Origin of the sequence: Streptomyces sp. C36, from assembly GCF_040932295.1 — a bacterium.
GTDB classification, from domain to species: domain Bacteria; phylum Actinomycetota; class Actinomycetes; order Streptomycetales; family Streptomycetaceae; genus Streptomyces; species Streptomyces triculaminicus.
In genome coordinates, this window is the sequence record NZ_JBFQGI010000007.1 from 159,781 (window position 1) to 178,962 (window position 19,182).

Here is a 19,182-nt window from a genome sequence, read left to right on the forward strand (position 1 = left end):
GCTAATTCTCCTGCTGCCAAGGCGAAATGGAAGTGGTGGTGAACGACCGTCACCCGCAGGCGGGCCCGGATCAGTCCGTTCCCGCTCCCGGTGCCTCCTATGGGCACGGGCACTACACGTCGTACGAGCAGCAGGCCTCCCCGCAGAGCTTCGCCGGATACGACGGCTACAGCACCGGCCAGTGGGACACCTCCGGCACTTCCGGCCATTGGGACACCACCAGCCAATGGGGCGTCACCGGACAGACCCAGACCTGGGACTTCAGCGGCTACGACCTCGGCGGCCAGAACGCCACCGGTCAGCACTACACCGGCCAGCACGACTCCGGTCAGCACGACTCCGGCCAGTGGGCCGGTCCCGACGCCTCCGGCCAGTGGAATGTTCCCGGCGCCACGGCGTCCGGCCAGTGGGACACCGGCGCGTGGAGCGCGGCCGGCTCTCCGGCGGGTTCGTACGACACCGGACAGCACGCCTCGGGCCAGTGGGACACCGGCGCGCACCAGCAGGCGTGGGACACCAGCGGGCAGTACCCCGCCCAGCAGTGGAACACCCCCGGCCAGGACGCCTCCGGCCAGTGGGACATGAGCGCCCAGCAGACGCAGACCTGGGACGCCGGTGCCTACGCGGCGATGCAGACGCCCGAGGGCGGCCACGCTCCCACCCTCATGGTCGACCTGTCCGGCGTCGACCTGACCGCCGCCGCGCCCGCGCCCGTCCCCGAGGAGAACCGGGCCCAGTCGGTCGCGAACGCCGAGACCCGGGCCATGATGATCATCGAGGAGCCGGAGCCGGCCGACGAGCCGGACTTCGAGCCCCTCGGCACCCTCGACGACGAAGCCTCCGAGGCGTCCGCGTCCGTACCGGCGCAGACACGGCCGCACGGTGACGACGACGTCCCCGGCCGCGCCCGCGCCAGCCGCCGCAAGGGCGCCCCCGCTCGCACCGGCTACCGGCCGCGCCGCAAGGCCCTGCTCACCGTCGCCGTCCCCTCGGTCGCCGTCATGGGCGTCGCCGGCATCGCCGCCGCCTCCGTGATGACGGGCGGCGAGAAGGAGGCCCCGAAGCCCACGGCCGCCTCCGCCCCTGACACCACCGTCAAGCTCTCGGCGGCCAACAGCAAGCTCGACACCCAGCTCGCCGGCCTCAGCCGCGGCGCCGACGACTTCGCCAGCCGCGCCAACCGCACCCAGGAGCGGATCGACCTCAAGGCGCGGCAGGAGGACGAGCGCAAGCGCAAGGCCGAGGAGGCCGCCAAGAAGGAGCGCGAGCGCCCCAAGTTCGCGCTGCCGGTCAGCCAGCACGGACTGAGTGCGATGTACGGACAGGCGGGCGTCAACTGGATGTCGGTGCACACCGGCATCGACTTCCCCGTCGCCTACGGCACACCCGTCATGGCCGCCACGGACGGCACGGTCCGTACGCAGTACAACGTGGCCTACGGCAACATGGCCATAGTGACGTCACCCGACGGAACCGAGACGTGGTACTGCCACCTCAGCAGCACCAAGGTCCGCTCCGGGTCGGTCAAGGCCGGCGACGTCATCGCCTACTCCGGCAACTCCGGCAACTCCACCGGCCCGCACCTGCACTTCGAGGTCCGGCCCGGCGGCTCGGCCGTCGACCCCCTGCCGTGGCTGCGCGGCCACGACCTCGACCCGACGTGACCTGACGCGACCCGCGCCCCCATCGGGGGCGCGGTCGCGAGGGCGTCGAGCCGGGTGCCGCGCTACAGCTTCTCGACCGGCGCGTAGCGCAGCAGCAGCCGCTTCGGCTTCTCCTCGCCGAAGTCGACCGTGGCCTCGGCGTTGTCACCGCTGCCCTTGACGGCGACGACCGTGCCGAGCCCGAACGAGTCGTGCGTGACGCGGTCGCCGATGGCGAGCGCCACCACCGGACGGTCCTTGGCGCGGCGCGTCGCGAAACCGCTCGGACCCGCCTTGGCGCCGCCGCGCGAGGACGCGAAGCCCGAGGAGAATCCCGAGGTGACGCCCGACCCGGCGCCCAGCGAGGACGCCGACGGCGTCGCGGGGCCCGTACGGCGCCAGTCCAGGTACTGCCCGGGGATCTCCTCCAGGAAGCGCGACGGCGGGTTGTACGACGGCTGTCCCCACGCGCTGCGCATGCTCGCACGGGTCAGGTACAGCCGCTCGCGGGCGCGCGTGATGCCCACGTAGGCCAGCCGCCGCTCCTCCTCCAGCTCCTTCGCCTGCCCCAGGGCGCGCATGTGCGGGAAGACGCCGTCCTCCATGCCGGTGAGGAAGACGACCGGGAACTCGAGGCCCTTCGCCGTGTGCAGGGTCATCAGCGTGATGACGCCCGATCCCTCGGTGTCCTCGTCGGGGATCTGGTCGGAGTCGGCGACGAGCGCGACCTTCTCCAGGAAGTCCGCCAGGGTGCCCGGCTCGTCCTCGTCGCGCTCCTGCTCGAACTCCAGGGCGACGGCGGCGAGCTCCTGGAGGTTCTCCACACGGGTCTCGTCCTGGGGGTCCGTGGACGCCTGCAGCTCGGCCAGGTAGCCCGTGCGCTCCAGGACGGCCTCGAGGACGGTCGCGGGCCCGGCCCCCGACTCGACGACGGTGCGCAGCTCCTCCATGAGCGTGTTGAAGCGCTTGACGGCGTTGGACGAGCGGGCCGCCATGCCGTAGGCCTCGTCGACGCGGCGCAGCGCCTGCGCGAAGCTGATCTTCTCGCGCAGCGACAGGGCGTCGATCATGGCCTCGGCGCGCTCGCCGATACCGCGCTTGGGCACGTTGAGGATGCGCCGCAGCGGGACGGTGTCCTCGGGGTTCGCCAGCACCCGCAGGTAGGCGAGGACGTCGCGGACCTCCTTGCGCTCGTAGAAGCGCACGCCGCCGACGACCTTGTAGGGCAGGCCGACGCGGATGAAGATCTCTTCGAAGACGCGGGACTGGGCGTTGGTGCGGTAGAAGACGGCGACGTCGCCGGCCTTGGCGTCCTTGGCGTCGGTCAGCCGGTCGATCTCGTCGGCGACGAACTGCGCCTCGTCGTGCTCGGTGTCGGCGACGTAGCCGGTGATGGAGGCGCCGGCCCCGGCCTGGGTCCACAGGTTCTTGGGGCGGCGGTTCTCGTTGCGCTCGATGACGGCGTTGGCGGCGTTGAGGATCGTCTGCGTGGAGCGGTAGTTCTGCTCGAGCAGGATCGTGGTGGCGTCCGGATAGTCCTCCTCGAACTGGAGGATGTTGCGGATGGTGGCACCGCGGAAGGCGTAGATCGACTGGTCGGCGTCACCGACGACGCACAGCTCGGCGACGCCCTCCTCGCCCGCGTTCTCGGGCGTGCCCACCAGCTCGCGCACCAGCGTGTACTGCGCGTGGTTGGTGTCCTGGTACTCGTCGACCAGGACGTGCCGGAAGCGGCGCCGGTAGTGCTCGGCCACGTCGGGGAAGGCCTGCAACAGGTGGACCGTGGTCATGATGATGTCGTCGAAGTCGAGGGCGTTGGCCTCGCGCAGCCGCGACTGGTACATCACGTAGGCCTCGGCGAGGGTCTTCTCGAAGCCGTCGGCGGCCTGCGCCGCGAAGGCCTCCTCGTCGATGAGCTCGTTCTTGAGGTTGGAGATCTTCGCGCTGAAGGACTTCGGCGGGAACTTCTTCGGGTCCAGGTCCAGGTCGCGGCAGACCAGGGCCATCAGCCGCTTGGAGTCGGCCGCGTCGTAGATCGAGAAGGAGGACGTGAAGCCCAGCTTCTTGCTCTCCCGGCGCAGGATCCGCACGCACGCGCTGTGGAAGGTCATCACCCACATGGCGTGGGCGCGCGGGCCGACGAGCTGCTCGACGCGCTCCTTCATCTCGCCGGCGGCCTTGTTGGTGAACGTGATCGCCAGGATCTGCCCCGGGTGGACGTGACGCGAGCCCAGCAGATGTGCGATGCGGTGCGTGAGCACGCGCGTCTTGCCGGAGCCGGCGCCCGCGACGATCAGCAGCGGCGAGCCCGTGTGCACCACGGCGGCGCGCTGCTGGTCGTTCATCCCCTCGAGCAGGGCCGCGGGGTCCACGACGGGGCGGGCGGCACCGTCGCGGTAGTACGCCTCACGGGGGACGGGTACGTCGAAGGCGCCGCCGAACAGGTCGTCCGGCAGCGGCTCGGGGGCCACGTCCTCCGGAGGAGGCGGGTGCTCCTCGTCGGAGGGGGCCAGGTCCGCCAGGAAGCTGTCGTCAAAGAGGCTGCTCATCGCCTCCCGAGTCTAGGCGGCCGCACTGACAGGCGGCCCCCGATCCCGCCAACAGTGGCCACCCCCACAGACCCGACAGTGGCCACCCCCACCGAACGGTCACACCCAGAGCACGGCGATGAAGACGTTCGCGGTGGTCAGCGCCCCGACCGTGCCGAAGGCCGCGGCCTCGACCTTCTCCTCGTCCCGCTTGACGTACACCAGGCCCAGGATGACGACCAGCAGCGCCAGCTTCACGCCGATCTTGACGGTGTTGACGGTGTGGCCCTGCGCCTGGTGCAGGCCCACCAGCGCGACGCCGGTGACCAGCATGGTCAGCGCGCCGTGCAGCATCGCCGGGACCATGCGGGCCTCGCCCCTGCCCATGGCCTTCATCTGGGTCAGGAAGCCGCCCAGCAGGCAGGCGATGCCGATGATGTGCAGGCCCACGAGGGCGTGAATCAGTACGTCCATGGGGACCGACCCTAGCCGGGGCCATACCAGCCCCCGGCCGGGAGGTGGGGAAGGAACACGGCTTCGGTCAGTCGCCGTCCGCATCCCTCTCCACGGGGAGGGATCGCCCGGCCACGAGCAGTCACCAAACCGCCGAATAGGGGCAATAGCGGTCATGGCCGTTTCGGGATCTCCCCGAGGCCTAGCGTCCTCCTCCAGAACGGCGGTGGCCCGCCCCTCCCCCCTCGTGCGGGCCACCGCCCGGCTCCCCCTGCCGGACCGGAAGGAAGTGACGGCGATCGTGGCGTCCCACCGCAAGCCCAAACAGAGCCCCCTCGCCGGCGGCACCGCCCGCGCGGCGGCGGCCCTCGCCCTCGCGGGCGCCGCCGCGGCCACGGCTCTCGAGGGCACCGGCCACGCCGCCCCGGCCCTCACCCCCGAGCAGGCCAGGGCCGAGGTCGCCCGGTACTACCAGCAGGCCGAGGTGGCCACCGAGAAGTACAACGGCGCCAAGGAGAAGGCCGACCGCGCGCGCTCCGCCCTCGACCGGCTCCAGGACGAGGCCGCCCGCAAGGCCGAGCGCCTCAACAGCGCCCGCGACGCCCTCGGCTCGTTCGCCGCCGCCCAGTACCGCGACGGCGGCATGCCCACCAGCGTCCGTCTGCTGCTCTCCGCCAGCCCCGACCGCTATCTGCAGGGCGCCTCGCTGGCCGGCCGGGCGGGCGAGCGGCAGGCCGGCGCGGTGGCCCGGGTACGGCACGAGCTGCGGGGCGTCCAGCAAGTCCGTAGCGCCGCCGACACCCGCCTCGCCGAGCTCCGGCACGAGGAGGCCGCCCTCGCCCGGCACAAGCGCGCGGTCGAGGCCAAGCTCGGCCGGGCCGAACGGCTGCTGCGCGAGCTGCCCAAGGAGGAGCGCACGGCCGTCGCGGCCGGCGAGCGGGCCACGGGCACCGTCGCCGAGGCGGCGGACTCCACCCTCGCCTCCGTGCGCTCCGCGGCGCGGCAGGCCCCGGCGGCCGCCGTCTCGGGGCGCGCCGCGCGGGCGGTGGCCTTCGCCTACTCCGCGATCGGCAAGCCCTACGTGTGGGGCGCGACCGGCCCGTCGGGCTTCGACTGCTCGGGGCTGACGCAGGCGGCGTGGCAGGCGGCCGGGGTCTCCCTGCCGCGCACCACCTATACGCAGATCGCCGCCGGGCGACGCATCGCCCGCGGCCGGCTGGCCCCCGGCGACCTGGTGTTCTTCTACCCCGGCGTCAGCCACGTCGGCCTCTACATCGGCGGCGGCCGCATGATCCACGCCCCGCATCCCGGGGCTCCGGTGAGGATCGCGCCGATCGACGAGATGCCCTTCGTGGGAGCGTCCCGGCCCGCCTGAGCGTCCCGCCGCGGGTGTGTCAGTGGGCGACGTGCTTGGTCAGCCACCTGAAGACGTCGGGGACCTGCCGCTTCCATACGGCCGTGCCGTGGCCGCCCGCGCCCGCCGGGACCATGCTGACCTGCACGGTCGTCGGCGCCTTCGCGGCCTCCTTGATCGCCACGCCGCCCTGGTAGCCGTCGCCCTCCGCACCCGAGAGGAACAGCGCCACGTGCGGCGGGGTCGCGGCGCGCTGCAGCATCTTCAGCGGGTTGTTCGCGTCCCGGAGCTCCGGCGTCTTCGCGGTGAGGGAGGCGGGCTCGCCGATGGGGTCGTTGTAGCCGGACAGGCTCACTCCGGCCCGGTAGCGGTCGGGGTGGGCGATGGCCAGCTTGGTCGCGCAGTGGGCGCCCGCGGAGTAGCCGGCGACGGCCCAGCCGTCGGGCTTGTCGGTGGCGCGGAAGGTGTCGACGACCATCTTGCGGACGTCCACGCTGAGCCAGGTGTCCGCGTTGACCTTGCCGGTGGTGTTGGCGCAGCCGGAGTCGACGTCGCCGAGGAGGGTGGTGCGCGGCGCCACGATGATGAACGGGGCCACCTCGCCCTTCTCCATCATGGGCTTGAGCTGCGTGTTGACGTTGAGGGTGCCGAACCAGGCCTTGGCCGACCCGGGGAAGCCGGGCAGCACCTCCACCACGGGGAACGTCTTGTTCTTGTACGCCGGGTCGTCGTACTGCGGCGGCAGCCAGACGTAGACCTCGCCCTCGACGCCGGATATGCGGCCCTTGAGCTGGGTCTCCTGGACCCCGGGCCCCATGCGCTTGTCGGAGGCGGGCTTGAACTTCTGCGCGACCTTGGGCTGCTGGTCCGGCGACGTGCCGCCGGTGCCGTCCGGGCCGAGGTCGGCGGCCGCGCTGACGTGGTTGCCGGTGCCCAGCAGGTCGGCCCAGGTGTCGAAGAGGCCGTTGGCGTTGTTGACGACGACGAAGACCATCACCACGGCCGTGACCTGCGCGAACAGCAGCATGAAGAAGCGCGTGACATGGCGTACGAGCTTCGGGCCGCCGACCTTGCCCCACAGCGTGAGCGGCAGGGCCAGGGCCACCACGACCAGGACGATCGTGGTCAGGAAGAACGGTGTTCCCGTCAGGCTCATCGGGCGGCGGCTCTCGTTTCGGGTGCTGTGCTTCTCGCCTGAGCTAGATGGCGAGGCTCGCCGAGAGGTTCCGTGAGGGCCCGAGAGGTTCGTTCCGTGAGGTCCCGGGAGGTTCGGCGAGATCCCGGGAGGTTCGGCGAGATCCCCTAGGGGTTCGGCGAGATCCCTGGGGGTTCGGCCCGGTTTCGCACCGAACCCCGGCCGGCCGTCCGCGTCAGACCAGGCGCCGCGCCGTCGCCCAGCGGGTGAGCTCGTGCCGGTTGGACAGCTGCAGCTTGCGCAGCACGGCGGAGACGTGGGACTCGACCGTCTTCACCGAGATGAAGAGCTGCTTGGCGATCTCCTTGTAGGCGTAGCCGCGCGCGATCAGCCGCAGCACCTCGCGCTCGCGCTGCGTCAGCCGGTCGAGGTCCTCGTCGACCGGCGGCGCGTCCGTGGAGGCGAACGCGTCGAGGACGAAGCCGGCCAGGCGGGGCGAGAAGACCGCGTCGCCCTCCCGGACCCGGAAGATCGCGTCGATCAGGTCGGTGCCGGTGATGGTCTTGGTGACATAGCCGCGCGCCCCGCCCCGGATGACGCCGATGACGTCCTCGGCGGCGTCGGAGACCGACAGGGCCAGGAAGCGGACCGGCGCCTCCTGATCGGCCATCATCGCGGCGCTGCGGCGCAGCACCTCCACACCGCCGCCGCCGGGGAGGTGGACGTCCAGCAGGACGACCTCGGGGCGGGTCGCGGTGATGACGGTCACCGCCTGGTCGACGTCGGCGGCCTCGCCGACGACCTCGACGCCCGTGCGGGCGGTGGTGCCGATCTCGGCCTGCACGCCCGTGCGGAACATCCGGTGGTCATCCACCAGCACGACCCTGACGTGGCGCTCCGTAACCTCTTCGGTCGTCATGACGCCTTCTCCGCCCTCTCCATCTCCAGCTCCACTTCCGTCCCCCCGTCGGGCGCCGAGCGCAGGCGCGCCGTGCCGCCGTTGCGCTGCATCCGGCCGATGATCGACTCCCGGACGCCCATGCGGTCGTCCGGCACCGCGTCCAGGTCGAAGCCGGGGCCGCGGTCGCGTACGGAGATGAAGACCGTACGCCCCTCGACCTCGGCGTACACCTGCACGGCACCGCCCTGGCCACCGTACTTGGCCGCGTTCACCATGGCCTCACGGGCGGCCTGGAGCTGGGCGTCCAGGCGTTCGTCCAGGGGGCAGTCGCCGACCACGACGACCTCTATGGGGACGCCGTGGTGGTCCTCCACCTCGGCGGCGGTGGCCTTGACGGCCTCCGCCAGCGTCCGCGGCTCCTCGGCCTCGTCCTTGCCCCGGCCCTCGGGGTTGTAGAGCCAGTTGCGCAGCTCCCGCTCCTGGGCCCGGGCGAGGCGGGCGACCTCGCGGGGGTCGTCGGCGTTGCGCTGGATGAGGGTGAGGGTGTGCAGGACGGAGTCGTGGACGTGGGCGGCGACCTCGGCACGCTCCTGGGCGCGGATGCGCATGGTCCGCTCGGCGGACAGGTCCTGGGTCATCCGGACGACCGAGGGGCCCGCCAGCAGCGCTATGCCCACCAGCACGGCCAGCGAGGCCTGCAGGACCGTGCCCAGGTGCTCCGCGGAACCCTGGAGGACGACGATGCCGGTCGCTCCGACGCCCACCAGCAGCACACCGGCCGCACCGCGCGCGACCGGCAGGACGCGCTTACGGCGTCCGACCTCCATCCAGTGGGCCCGGCGGGCGTTGTCGGCCTGCCGCCACACCAGGGCGACGCCGGCCCCTATGAGCACCAGCGGCCAGATGTAGGCGTTGGCGCGGCCGAGGTGGAGCCGGTCGAGGAAGATCGCCGCGCTGATGACGACCGCGAGCAGCGCGAAGACCTGGCCGCGGTCGGGCTTGCGGGCGAAGAGCGGGCGCCGCCCGTCGGCGGACGTCTCCACGGCCACGGCCTTGGGGGCCTCCACGCCGCCTATGCCGAGGGGGACGACGAACCAGAACACGGCGTAGAGCAGGGCTCCCATGCCCTGAGTCATCATCAGCGCCACGAACGCCAGCCGCACCCAGGACACCGGCACGCCCAAGTGCCCGGCGAGGCCGCGCGCCACACCGCCGAGCATCCGCCCGTCGGCGCTGCGGTAGAGCTTGCGCAGGGGCGGGCCGTCGGAGAGCTGCGGCGGGGTCGGGGCGGTCATGCCACTGATCGTCACATGAGCGCGTCCTTCCCGGCATCAGGGTCGTCCCTGAACCGACCCGGGGAAACCCCCGGGCCATGGGCCTGAGAACCGCACCATGGCGTCAGGACCGGGCCATGGGCCTCAGGACGTGGCGGCCGGGCGGAAGCCGTCGCGGACCACGTCGAAGACGTGCTTGTGACGGTCCCAGTCGGCCTTGGGCGCCGAGAGGTAGATGGCGTACTCGTTGCCGCCCTCGCGCCCGAACCCCAGATCGATGGCCTGCCAGTCGCGCGCCCTGCCCTTGAAGGTGAACTCCCACACGGCCGCCGGCTCGCCCCGGAACCGCGTCTCCTGCATCCGGCGCCGTTCGTAGCCGCTGACGCTCTTGCGCAGCTGCTCCTCGACGTCCTTCCAGTGCTGGAGGTGGCTCGGGCTCGCGAAGTCCAGGACGTTGACCTTGATGCCGAGCAGTCCCGACGGATCGACGTAGTTGACCTCGGTATCCGCCTTGTCCGTCTCGTCCTTGCGCTTCCAGCCGTCCGGCACGGGGAAGGAGACGCCGAGCCGGGGCTCCTTGACGAGGTGATAGCCCTCCGGCACGGGCGGCGGTTCGCTCGGCGCGGTGGACGCCGGCGGCGCCGAGGCGTCGCGGGCGGGTGCCGGCACGGCCCGTTCGTCCTCCTGGCCGTCGCCCGGGAACAGGACGTACGCGCCGGCCGCGAGCCCCACTGCGACGACCGCGGCGGCGGTGACCCACCACACCGCACGACCCCGGCGGGCGGTGCCGGCGGCCGCGGGCCGCGGGGCGACGGAGGCGGGCACGGTCGGCGGCTCGGGGCGGGGCTCCAGCGGCGGGATCACCAGATGCGCCGTCTCGGGCTCGGCGGCCGGCTCGCGCAGGATCTGCTCCGCCAGCTCGGCCGGGGGCCGCAGGTCCGGCTCCTTGGCCAGCAGGGTCTCGATGAGCTTGGCCAGCGGTCCCGCGTGACGCGGCGGCTCGAGGGGGTCCATGGCGATGGCGTACGCCGTCTCGACCGCCGTGTCCCGGCGGAACGGGGGGTGTCCTTCCAGCGCCTGATAGAGGGTCGCGCCCAGCGCCCACAGGTCGGAGGCGGGTCCGGGCTTGGCGCCCTTGACCCGCTCGGGGGCGATGTAGTCGATGGACCCGACCATCTCGCCCGTCTTGGTCAGGGTCGAGGTGCCGGTGGAGTGGGCGATGCCGAAGTCGGTGAGCACGACCCGGCCGTCGTGGCCGAGCAGGACGTTGCCGGGCTTGACGTCACGGTGCAGCACCCCGGCGGCGTGCGCCGCGCGCAACGCCGCGATCATGCCGCGGCCGACCCTGGCGGCCTCCTCGGGGGTGACCGTGCCGCGCTTGAGGACGTCGCCGAGCGTTCTGGAAGGCACGTACTCCATCACGATGCAGGGCAGGCCGCCGTCCTCGACCACGTCGTGGACGACCACGACGTTGGGATGGGTGATACGGGCCGCGCTGCGCGCCTCGCGGCGGGTGCGCTCGTAGAGGGTGGCGAGCTCGTCCTCCTCCAGCCCCGGGGAGACGTGCAGCCGCTTGACCGCCACCTGACGGCCCAGCAACTCGTCCTCGGCACGCCAGACGGTGCCCATGCCACCGCGGCCTATCTGCTCGGCGAGCCGGTACCGCCCGGCGATGAGCCGACCTGTCTCAGGCACTGCCCCGTGCACCGCACGTTCCTCCGGTTCCCCCGCTGGTGTTCGATGCGCCACCCTAACCGGCCGGGTCTCAGGGACGATCTCAGGGAACGTCCAGGGTCGCCACGGATGCCGCACAGGCGTTCCGGTTGACACGATGTCCTCATGACCGACGCACCCCCCGTTGAGCACGCGGCCACCCCGCCGCTGCGCCGCAGCCGCGAGCACAAGGTGATCTCCGGTGTCTGCGGCGGCCTGGGCCGCTGCTTCGACATGGACCCGGTCATCTTCCGCGTGGTGCTGGGCGTGCTGGGCGTCACCGGCGGCCTGGGGCTGATCGCCTACGGCCTGGCCTGGCTGCTGATCCCCCTCGAGGGCGAGGACGAGAACGAGGCCCGGCGCATGCTGTCGGGCCGCGTCGAGGGGCCGGCGCTCACGGCGGTGCTCTGTGCGCTCGTCGGCTGCGGACTGTTCCTGTCCATGCTCAACAACAGCGGCGTGATGTCCTTCGCGCTGCTGCTGTTGCTCGCCGTCACCGGCTCCACGTACTGGTCACGGCACCGCCGGCCGGACGGGGCCGCCGAGGACGAGCGTCCGGACGGCGCCGCCGAACCGGGCGCCCACGGCATGCACAAGCCCCCGAAGGCGCACCGCGCTCACAAGACCATGGAGGCGCCGCCGGAGACGCAGGCCCCTCCCGCCTTCGGCTCCCCGTCATGGTGGCGCGACCCGGCCAAGGACACCGCCGCCGCCACCGCGATCGCCCACGGCACCGGATACCTGTGGGGACCCGACGACTCCCCGGCCCGCGCGCCGTACGCGACGGGCGTCGCGGCCCGCACACCGGCCGCCCGCCCGGCGTCCCCCACCACCCGGCACCTGGGCGGCTGGACCTTCCTGCTGGCCCTGGCCGCCCTCGGCCTCGGCACGGGCCTGACCTGGCATCACCGGCCGCTGGGCACCTCCCTCGAGATCGGTCTGGCCTGTGCGCTGGGCGTCTTCGGCCTGGGCATCACGGTCAGTTCGCGCTACGGCCGCACGGGCGGCGGCACGATCGTCGCCGCCGTGCTGACCGGCGCGCTGCTCACGGGCGCCGCCGCGCTGCCCAAGTCCGTCACCGCCGACTGGACCCGCTCCACCTGGCGCCCCTCGGACCGCGCCGCCCTGCGCGACCACTACGCCCTGGGCACCGGCGTGGGAACGCTGGACCTGACCGGCGTGCCCTGGTCCCGCACGGCGCCCGACCCCGGCGCGGCGCCGGTCACCGTCCACGCGGAGGTCAGCGCCGGACAGCTCCGGGTCGTCCTGCCCGAGGACGTCACCGCGGAGCTGGACATCGAGGTCGGCGTCGGCGACATCCGCCTCCCGGGCGAGGCCCGCGACGACGTCGACGTCCAGCCCCGCCGGCACCAGCGGACGACCCTGCCCCCGGCCTCCGGGCAGCCCTCGCACGGCACCCTGAAACTCGAGCTCAAGGCCGGTGTCGGCCAGGTGGAGGTGACCCGTGTGGCGTCATGACTTCGAGCCGGGAAAGGTCGTCGTCGGACTCGTCCTCATCGGCGGCTGCCTGGCGTATCTGGCGGCGGCGGACGGCTCGTGGCACTTCCCCTCCTACCTGCTGCTGCCCGTCATGGTGGCCGGCTTCTGCGTGGCCGGGACGGTCTCCTCCCTCACCTACGCCGTCCGCCGTCACCGCGCCCGCGGCACGGACCGGCAGTCGGACCGGCAGCCGGACGGCCTCAGCTGAACGACGCGTCGCGCCGGGCACGCTCCCGTCGGCGGCGGGCCCACAGCCCGTCCACCGAGAGCAGGGGCGCGCCCGCGACGATCAGCGGCAGCCAGGCCATGAGATAGGGCAGGTCGTTGCCGTAGTAGTAGGGCGTCGCGGCCCAGCTGACGGTCAGCCACAGGCTGAGCGAGATCAGCGCGCCCCCGGCCGCGGCGACCCGCGCCCCTATCCCGAGCAGCGTGCCGATGCCGACCGCGAGCTCGCCCAGCGCCATCGCCCAGCCGAAGCCCACCGGGCTCTTCAGCGCCAGGTCGACCAGGCCCGGGAGCCCGGCGGTGTCGCGCGCCGCCCGCATCAGCTCGCCGATCGAGCCCGGACCGTCGGCCGCGAGGAAGGCGGGGTCGGTGAGCTTGTCGAGGCCCGCGTAGACGAACGTGATCCCCAGGAAGAGCCGCAGCGGAATCAGCGCATACCGAATCCGCCGGCTCTCCGCGTCCCCGGCACTCCCGGGCCCGGCCCCGAGCCCCGTTCCAAGCCCGGTTCCAAGCCCCGTCCTGAGCCCCGTCCTGAGTGACATGCCGCCCACCGCCTTCCTCTCGCCGTTCCTCGACGATACGTGCGGAGGGAAAAACGCGTTCAGCCCTGTGGACAACCCTCTCGGCGCCCGCCGGGGGTTGTCCACAGGGCTTGCGCGACGCGGCGACCGCTCAGCCCAGCAGGTCCGGCTCGCTCCGGGTGATCTGCTGGTACAACGGCTGGTAGTTGATCCACGCCACCAGGTCGTTGCCGAGCTGCTCGTGGGTGTGCGCCGCGTGCGCCGGGTCGATCGGCACCGGTTTGCCGGCCGCCTTCGCGGCCAGCTGCACCTGGCAGGAACGTTCCATCGTGATGAACCACCACGCCGCCGCGTCCACCGAGTCGCCGACGGTCAGCAGACCGTGATTCCGCAGGATGACGGCCTTGTGCGGCCCGAGGGCGGTCGCGATGCGCCGCCCCTCCTCCTCGTCCACGACGACGCCCGTGTAGTCGTCGAAGAGCGTGTGGTCCTGGTAGAACGCGCACACGTCCTGCGTGATCGGCTCGAGCAGCTCCCCCAGCGCGGACAGCGCCCGCCCGTAGGTGGAATGACTGTGCGCGGCGGCCACGACGTCGGGCCGCGCCTTGTGGATCTGCGAATGGATCGCGAACGCCGCCTGGTTGACGTGGTACCGGCCCTCGACGACCTGCCCCCGGTGATTGACGAGGATCAGGTCGGAGACGATGACGTGCTTGAAGGACATCCCGAAGGGATTGACCCAGAAGTGATCGGTGAACTCCGGGTCGCGCGCGGTGATGTGCCCCGCGACGCCCTCCTCGAACCCGAACCGCCCGAAGAGCCGGAGCGCGGCCGCGAGCCGCTCCTTGCGGTACCGCCGCTCGTCCTCGACGGAGTCGTGCTTCGGCGGCATGGCGAAGTGCAGCTGGTCGGTGGGTATGGGCTCGGGGGCGCTGGCGCCGGCGCGGGCCTCGGGCATGACGGGCCTCCTCCGTGATCCGTGGCTACGGGTCGGAAGCTACCGCCGGGTACCGGCGGAGGCCAGAGGTGTACAGCGGCGGTCAGGTCCCACCTCCGAAGACACCACCGAGACCACCGCAAACGCCACCGCAAGCACCACCGCCGCCGCTCAAACGAATGAGCGACGGCGGTGGCGTTGATCTGAGGCCCTACGACAGGACCGGTGGGACTACTCCCACTCGATCGTCCCCGGCGGCTTGCTGGTCACGTCCAGCACCACGCGGTTCACGTCGGCGACCTCGTTCGTGATGCGGGTCGAGATGCGGGCCAGGACGTCGTACGGCATGCGCGTCCAGTCGGCGGTCATGGCGTCCTCGGACGAGACCGGGCGCAGCACGATCGGGTGGCCGTAGGTGCGGCCGTCGCCCTGGACGCCGACGCTGCGGACGTCGGCCAGGAGCACGACCGGGCACTGCCAGATCTCGCGGTCCAGGCCGGCCGCGGTGAGCTCCTCGCGGGCGATGGCGTCGGCCTCGCGGAGCAGGTCCAGGCGCTCCTTGGTGACCTCGCCGACGATGCGGATGCCGAGGCCGGGGCCGGGGAAGGGCTGGCGCTGGACGATCTCGTCCGGCAGGCCGAGCTCCTGGCCGACCATGCGGACCTCGTCCTTGAAGAGCTGGCGGAGCGGCTCGACGAGCTTGAACTCCAGGTCCTCGGGGAGGCCGCCCACGTTGTGGTGGGACTTGATGTTGGCCGTGCCGGTGCCGCCGCCGGACTCGACGATGTCGGGGTAGAGCGTGCCCTGGACGAGGAACGCGACGTCCTCGCCGTCGGCCGCGCCCTCGGCGACGATCTCGGCCTGCGCCTGCTCGAAGACCCGGATGAACTCCCGACCGATGATCTTCCGCTTCTCCTCGGGGTCGGAGACCCCGGCGAGCGCGGCGAGGAAGCGCTCCTGCGCGTCGACGACCTTCAGCTGGACGCCGGTGGCGGCCACGAAGTCCTTCTCGACCTGCTCGGTCTCGCCCTTGCGCATCAGGCCGTGGTCGACGTAGACGCAGGTCAGCTGGGAGCCGATGGCCTTCTGCACGAGCGCGGCGGCGACGGCGGAGTCCACGCCGCCGGACAGGCCGCAGATGGCGCGCTTGGTGCCGACCTGCTCGCGGATGGCCTCGACCTGCTCCTCGATCACGTTGCCCGTGGTCCAGGTCGGCTCGATGCCCGCGCCGCGGTAGAGGAAGTGCTCCAGGACCAGCTGGCCGTGCGTGGAGTGCATGACCTCGGGGTGGTACTGGACGCCGTAGAGGCGCTTCTCGTCGTTCTCGAAGGCGGCGACCGGCACGACGTCCGTGGACGCGGTGACGGTGAAGCCCTCGGGAGCGGCCGAGCAGGCGTCGCCGTGCGACATCCACACCGACTGCTCGACCGGGGTGCCCTCGAAGAGCGTCGAGGCGGACTTGGTGACGTGCAGGGGCGTACGGCCGTACTCGCGCGCTCCGCTGTTGTCGACCGTGCCGCCGAGCGTGGTGGCCATCAGCTGGAAGCCGTAGCACATGCCGAAGACGGGGACACCGGACTCGAAGAGGCCGAGGGCGTCGTCCAGGCGCGGGGCGCCGTCCTCGTAGACCGAGGAGGGGCCACCGGAGAGGATGATCGCCTTCGGCTTCTTGGCGAGCATCTCGGCGACGGGCATCGTGCTGGGCACGACCTCGCTGTAGACCCGGGCCTCACGGACGCGACGGGCGATGAGCTGGGCGTACTGCGCGCCGAAGTCGACAACGAGCACCGGTTCCGCGGTGTTGTCGTGGGCGGCGGCGGGGGGTGCTGCTGACACGGGAGCGGCCTTCCGGCGATCGGAGGTGGGGGTCTGTATTTGTCGATTCTACCGGGGCGCGGGCGCTTGCTTTTGTCTCACCATCCGAATGCGTCTTTGCCCCGGGCTCGCTCCGGGGCCATACTGTGCGCCATGCGCAAGCAGCTGACCTTCGTCTTTACCTATGGCACCCGGCCCGCCGGCTGGGGTGTCGTAGGCGGTTGTGCTGCTTAGCAACTGACGAGCGACTTCCCAGGCGCCCCGGGCCGACAAGGCCCGGGGCGCCTGTCGTTTCCCGGGTCCTGCCGCTCCGGGGGCCGCGTCCCCTTTTTGGAGAAACACACATGAGCGCCAAGACCGCCACCGCCCGTCCCGCCTCCGTCCGGCCCGCCGCCGTCAGCCCCGACACCGGCGCCCGTACGGCCGAGGCCGCCGACGTGATCACCGACGCCCGGGAACGGATCGACGATCTCGACGGCCGCATCATCGGGCTCGTGCAGGAGCGGATGGCCGTCTCGGCGGTGATCCAGCGCGAGCGCATCGGCTCCGGCGGCCGCCGGGTGAACCTCTCGCGCGAGATGGAGATCCTCGGCCACTACCGGGACCAGCTCGGCAAGCCCGGCACCGCCCTCGCCATGACCCTCCTGGAGCTGTGCCGCGGGCGCGTCTGATCACGCGGGCGCGTCCGATCAGCGGGTGCGTCCGACCAGCGGGTGCGTCTGATCAACAGCCGCACCCGAGTTCGGCGGTCGTCACTCGTACGGAGCGTGACCGCGAACTGATCATCTTCGTTGATTCCGGTGTCCGCACCAGCCAGGAGCGGCCCACCGAAATCCACGCGTGGCTTCCGTCCCTGTTCATCTGGGCGCCCGGCACGACAGGGCGGATCCGCCGGAGTGTGAGACGCGCGAGCACGCGCGTCGTGGGACCTCACTCGGGCGGCGAGGCGACCGGTCAGCAGGGGACAGCAGCCCGGCCGCCACCCCAAGGGGCGGTCGGTTCCAGGGACGCCTGGAACCGACCGTATCCGGTCGAAACGGTTGCGCCCGGAGCGTGGTATCCCGCACGATGCAAAGGGAACACAAGGGCACGCCAAATCCCTTGTCCCGCATTGCCATTGGTTCAACCACCCGGTTCAACCAAGAGTTCAACCACCAGGTTTCACCCCTCCAGCCCGCGGCGCTCCCCCCGGCGCCGCTCCGCGGCACCGACCCTGCCCTGACCTCGGTGCCGGCAGTCAAGGGCCCCGAGGCCGCCCGCATGCCCCCGCGGAGCCGGCCCGGGGCCCTTCGCCGTGACCGCGGCGTCTCCTACGCCGCCTCCTACGCCGCCTCCTACGCCTCTTCGGGTCGCTGCCCCCTCCGCGGCACCTCCGGCACCGGCAGCAACGGCAGCCGCAGCGCCGCGAAGGCGTCCTTGGGCACCGCGGGCTCGCGGGGCTCGACCGCCGCCAGGCGGCGGTACGGGCTCCCCGGCGCGGGGCGCGGGTCGGCCTCGCCCTTGTTCGGCCAGAACGACATCGCCCGCTCGGCCTGGGCCGTGATCGTCAGGGACGGGTTCACGCCCAGGTTCGCGGAGACCGCCGCACCGTCCACGACCGAGATGCCCGGATGCCCGTAGAGCCGGTGGTACGGATCGATGACGCCCCGCGTGGCGTCGGGGCCGATGGGGCAGCCGCCGATGAAGTGGGCGGTGAGCGGGGTGCCGATCAGCTCGCCGACGTTGCTGCCCGGGAAGCCGTTGATCTCGCTCGCCACGTGCGAGGCCGCCTCGGCGGCCTGCGGGATCTGCCGCGGGTTGGGCGCGCCGTGCCCTTGCCGGGCGGTGAGCAGGCCCTTGCCCGGCCCCCTGGGCCGCCGGTACGTGGTCAGCGAGTTGTCCAGGGACTGCATGACGAGCCCGATGATCGTGCGTTCCGACCAGCGGCGGTTGGAGAGCGACCGCAGCAGCTGCACCGGATGCCGCGCGCAGTGCACGGCGAAGGCCACCGCGCGCGGCGCGCGCGTGCCGGCCGGCACCTGGAGGATCGACAGCAACCCCATGGCGTTGGAGCCCTTGCCGTAACGCACCGGCTCCACATGCGTGTTGGCGTCCGGGTGGAACGACGAGGTGATCGCGACGCCCCGGGTGAAGTCCGGGTCGCGCCCGTGCGCGGTGCGGTAGCGGCGGTCCGTGGTCGCCGCGCCGACCAGGGCCTCGGAGTTCGTACGGGTCAGCACCCCGAGCCGGCCGGAGATCCGGGGCAGCAGGCCCCGGTCCCGCATGGTGTGCAGCAGCGTCTGTGTGCCGTACGTGCCGGCCGCGAGCACCACGCGTTCGGCGCGGAGCACCCGGGGCGGCGCCTTGCGGGCCCTGCCGCGCCGGTCGGTGGGCACGGTCAGCACGCGATAGCCGCCGCCGGGGTCCTCGGTGACGGCCACGACGGTCGTCATCGGGTGCACGGCGGCGCCGGCCCGTTCGGCGAGGTGGAGGTAGTTCTCGGTGAGGGTGTTCTTCGCTCCGTGCCGGCAGCCCGTCATGCACTCGCCGCACTCGCGGCAGGCCGTGCGGTCCGGGCCCGCGCCGCCGAAGTACGGGTCGGGCACCTCCTGGCCCGGCCGTGCGCGGGACGTGCCGTCCGCGTCCCGGCCGTCGCCGAAGAAGACGCCCACCGGCGCCTGGTGGAAGGTCTCCCCCACGCCCATCCGCCCGGCCGCCGCCTTCATGTGCTCGTCGGACGGCGTCATGGTCGGGTTGAGGCGTACGCCGAGCATGCGCCGCGCCTGGTCGTAGTACGGCCGCAGCTCCCGCTCCCAGTCGGTGATCCCGGCCCACTGGGGGTCGTCGAAGAACGCCTTCGGCGGCACGTAGAGGGTGTTGGCGTAGTTGAGCGAACCGCCGCCCACCCCCGCCCCGGCCAGGACCATGACGTTGCCCAGCAGATGGATGCGCTGGATGCCGTAGAGGCCGAGGGCGGGCGCCCAGAGGTAGTTGCGCAGGTCCCAGGAGTTCCTGGGCAGGGTCTCGCGGGTGAAGCGCCGGCCCGCCTCCAGCACCCCCACGTGGTAGCCCTTCTCGGTCAGCCGCAGGGCGGAGACCGAACCGCCGAAGCCGGAGCCGACGACGATGACGTCGTAGTCAAACGGTGCCACGACAACCTCCGTACGGTGCCATCACAACCTCCGTCACACCCTGCGCCACAAC

General features: G+C 72.2%; 15 protein-coding genes. 5 read left to right on the forward strand and 10 right to left on the reverse strand.

The features are described 5' to 3' along the window. Positions 1–38: 38 nt before the first annotated feature. Entirely contained in the window at positions 39–1,664 is a 1,626-nt protein-coding gene (locus tag AB4K12_RS22005; RefSeq protein ID WP_368435827.1) for a peptidoglycan DD-metalloendopeptidase family protein, read from the forward strand. Positions 1,665–1,726: 62 nt separating this feature from the next. Here AB4K12_RS22005 and pcrA read toward each other — a convergent pair whose 3' ends face one another. Both pcrA and AB4K12_RS22015 read right to left on the reverse strand, forming a co-directional pair. Further along, a complete protein-coding gene (gene pcrA, locus AB4K12_RS22010; protein ID WP_086572292.1) occupies positions 1,727–4,192 on the reverse strand; it encodes a DNA helicase PcrA in 2,466 nt (821 codons plus the stop codon). 99 nt (positions 4,193–4,291) lie between these two features. Further along, entirely contained in the window at positions 4,292–4,645 is a 354-nt protein-coding gene (locus AB4K12_RS22015; protein WP_362253120.1) for a hypothetical protein, read from the reverse strand. 205 nt (positions 4,646–4,850) lie between these two features. On the opposite strand from AB4K12_RS22015, the gene AB4K12_RS22020 reads away from it, so the two are divergent. After that, a complete protein-coding gene (locus AB4K12_RS22020; RefSeq protein ID WP_368435828.1) occupies positions 4,851–5,999 on the forward strand; it encodes an NlpC/P60 family protein in 1,149 nt (382 codons plus the stop codon). Positions 6,000–6,018: 19 nt separating this feature from the next. Here the strand turns inward: AB4K12_RS22020 and AB4K12_RS22025 are convergent, their stop codons facing one another. The 4 genes from AB4K12_RS22025 to AB4K12_RS22040 form a co-directional block, all read right to left on the reverse strand. Continuing rightward, positions 6,019–7,134: an alpha/beta hydrolase-fold protein gene (locus AB4K12_RS22025; RefSeq protein ID WP_362253125.1), complete on the reverse strand. Its 1,116-nt coding sequence runs from the start codon at positions 7,132–7,134 to the stop codon at positions 6,019–6,021. A 214-nt stretch (positions 7,135–7,348) separates the two neighbouring features. Continuing rightward, entirely contained in the window at positions 7,349–8,032 is a 684-nt protein-coding gene (locus AB4K12_RS22030; RefSeq protein ID WP_362253128.1) for a response regulator transcription factor, read from the reverse strand. Next, positions 8,029–9,309 carry a PspC domain-containing protein gene (locus tag AB4K12_RS22035; RefSeq protein WP_368435829.1) on the reverse strand — a complete coding sequence of 427 codons (1,281 nt, stop codon included), beginning with the start codon at positions 9,307–9,309 and terminating at the stop codon, positions 8,029–8,031. The genes AB4K12_RS22030 and AB4K12_RS22035 overlap by 4 nt, the downstream gene beginning before the upstream one ends. Before the next feature lie 123 nt (positions 9,310–9,432). Further along, on the reverse strand, positions 9,433–10,983 hold the full coding sequence (locus AB4K12_RS22040; protein WP_368435830.1) for a protein kinase: 1,551 nt from the start codon (positions 10,981–10,983) through the stop codon (positions 9,433–9,435). Positions 10,984–11,127: 144 nt separating this feature from the next. On the opposite strand from AB4K12_RS22040, the gene AB4K12_RS22045 reads away from it, so the two are divergent. Together AB4K12_RS22045 and AB4K12_RS22050 are read left to right on the forward strand one after the other, a co-directional pair. After that, positions 11,128–12,480, forward strand: a complete 1,353-nt coding sequence (locus AB4K12_RS22045) for a PspC domain-containing protein (RefSeq protein WP_368435831.1) — start codon at positions 11,128–11,130, stop codon at positions 12,478–12,480. Then, complete coding sequence (locus AB4K12_RS22050) at positions 12,467–12,709, forward strand: hypothetical protein (RefSeq protein WP_368435832.1); 243 nt, start codon at positions 12,467–12,469, stop codon at positions 12,707–12,709. The genes AB4K12_RS22045 and AB4K12_RS22050 overlap by 14 nt, the downstream gene beginning before the upstream one ends. On the opposite strand, the gene AB4K12_RS22055 is transcribed toward AB4K12_RS22050, so the two are convergent. The 3 genes from AB4K12_RS22055 to guaA form a co-directional block, all read right to left on the reverse strand. Beyond that, positions 12,702–13,268: a DoxX family membrane protein gene (locus AB4K12_RS22055; protein WP_368435833.1), complete on the reverse strand. Its 567-nt coding sequence runs from the start codon at positions 13,266–13,268 to the stop codon at positions 12,702–12,704. The two genes, AB4K12_RS22050 and AB4K12_RS22055, sit on opposite strands and share 8 nt — an antisense overlap. A gap of 130 nt (positions 13,269–13,398) precedes the next feature. Further along, the gene (locus tag AB4K12_RS22060; RefSeq protein ID WP_368435834.1) at positions 13,399–14,205 is read right to left on the reverse strand and encodes a class II aldolase/adducin family protein; all 807 of its coding nucleotides are present in this window, start codon (positions 14,203–14,205) and stop codon (positions 13,399–13,401) included. 210 nt (positions 14,206–14,415) lie between these two features. Further along, positions 14,416–16,020, reverse strand: coding sequence for a glutamine-hydrolyzing GMP synthase (gene guaA, locus AB4K12_RS22065; protein WP_368435835.1), 1,605 nt, complete (start codon positions 16,018–16,020; stop codon positions 14,416–14,418). A 323-nt stretch (positions 16,021–16,343) separates the two neighbouring features. Between guaA and AB4K12_RS22070 the strand changes: the two genes are divergently transcribed. Beyond that, positions 16,344–16,670 (forward strand): chorismate mutase, encoded by a 327-nt coding sequence (locus tag AB4K12_RS22070; protein ID WP_368435836.1) that lies wholly within the window; start codon positions 16,344–16,346, stop codon positions 16,668–16,670. Between the two features lie 663 nt (positions 16,671–17,333). On the opposite strand, the gene AB4K12_RS22075 is transcribed toward AB4K12_RS22070, so the two are convergent. Next, the gene (locus AB4K12_RS22075; RefSeq protein WP_368435837.1) at positions 17,334–19,130 is read right to left on the reverse strand and encodes a GMC oxidoreductase; all 1,797 of its coding nucleotides are present in this window, start codon (positions 19,128–19,130) and stop codon (positions 17,334–17,336) included. Between the last annotated feature and the right edge of the window lie 52 nt (positions 19,131–19,182).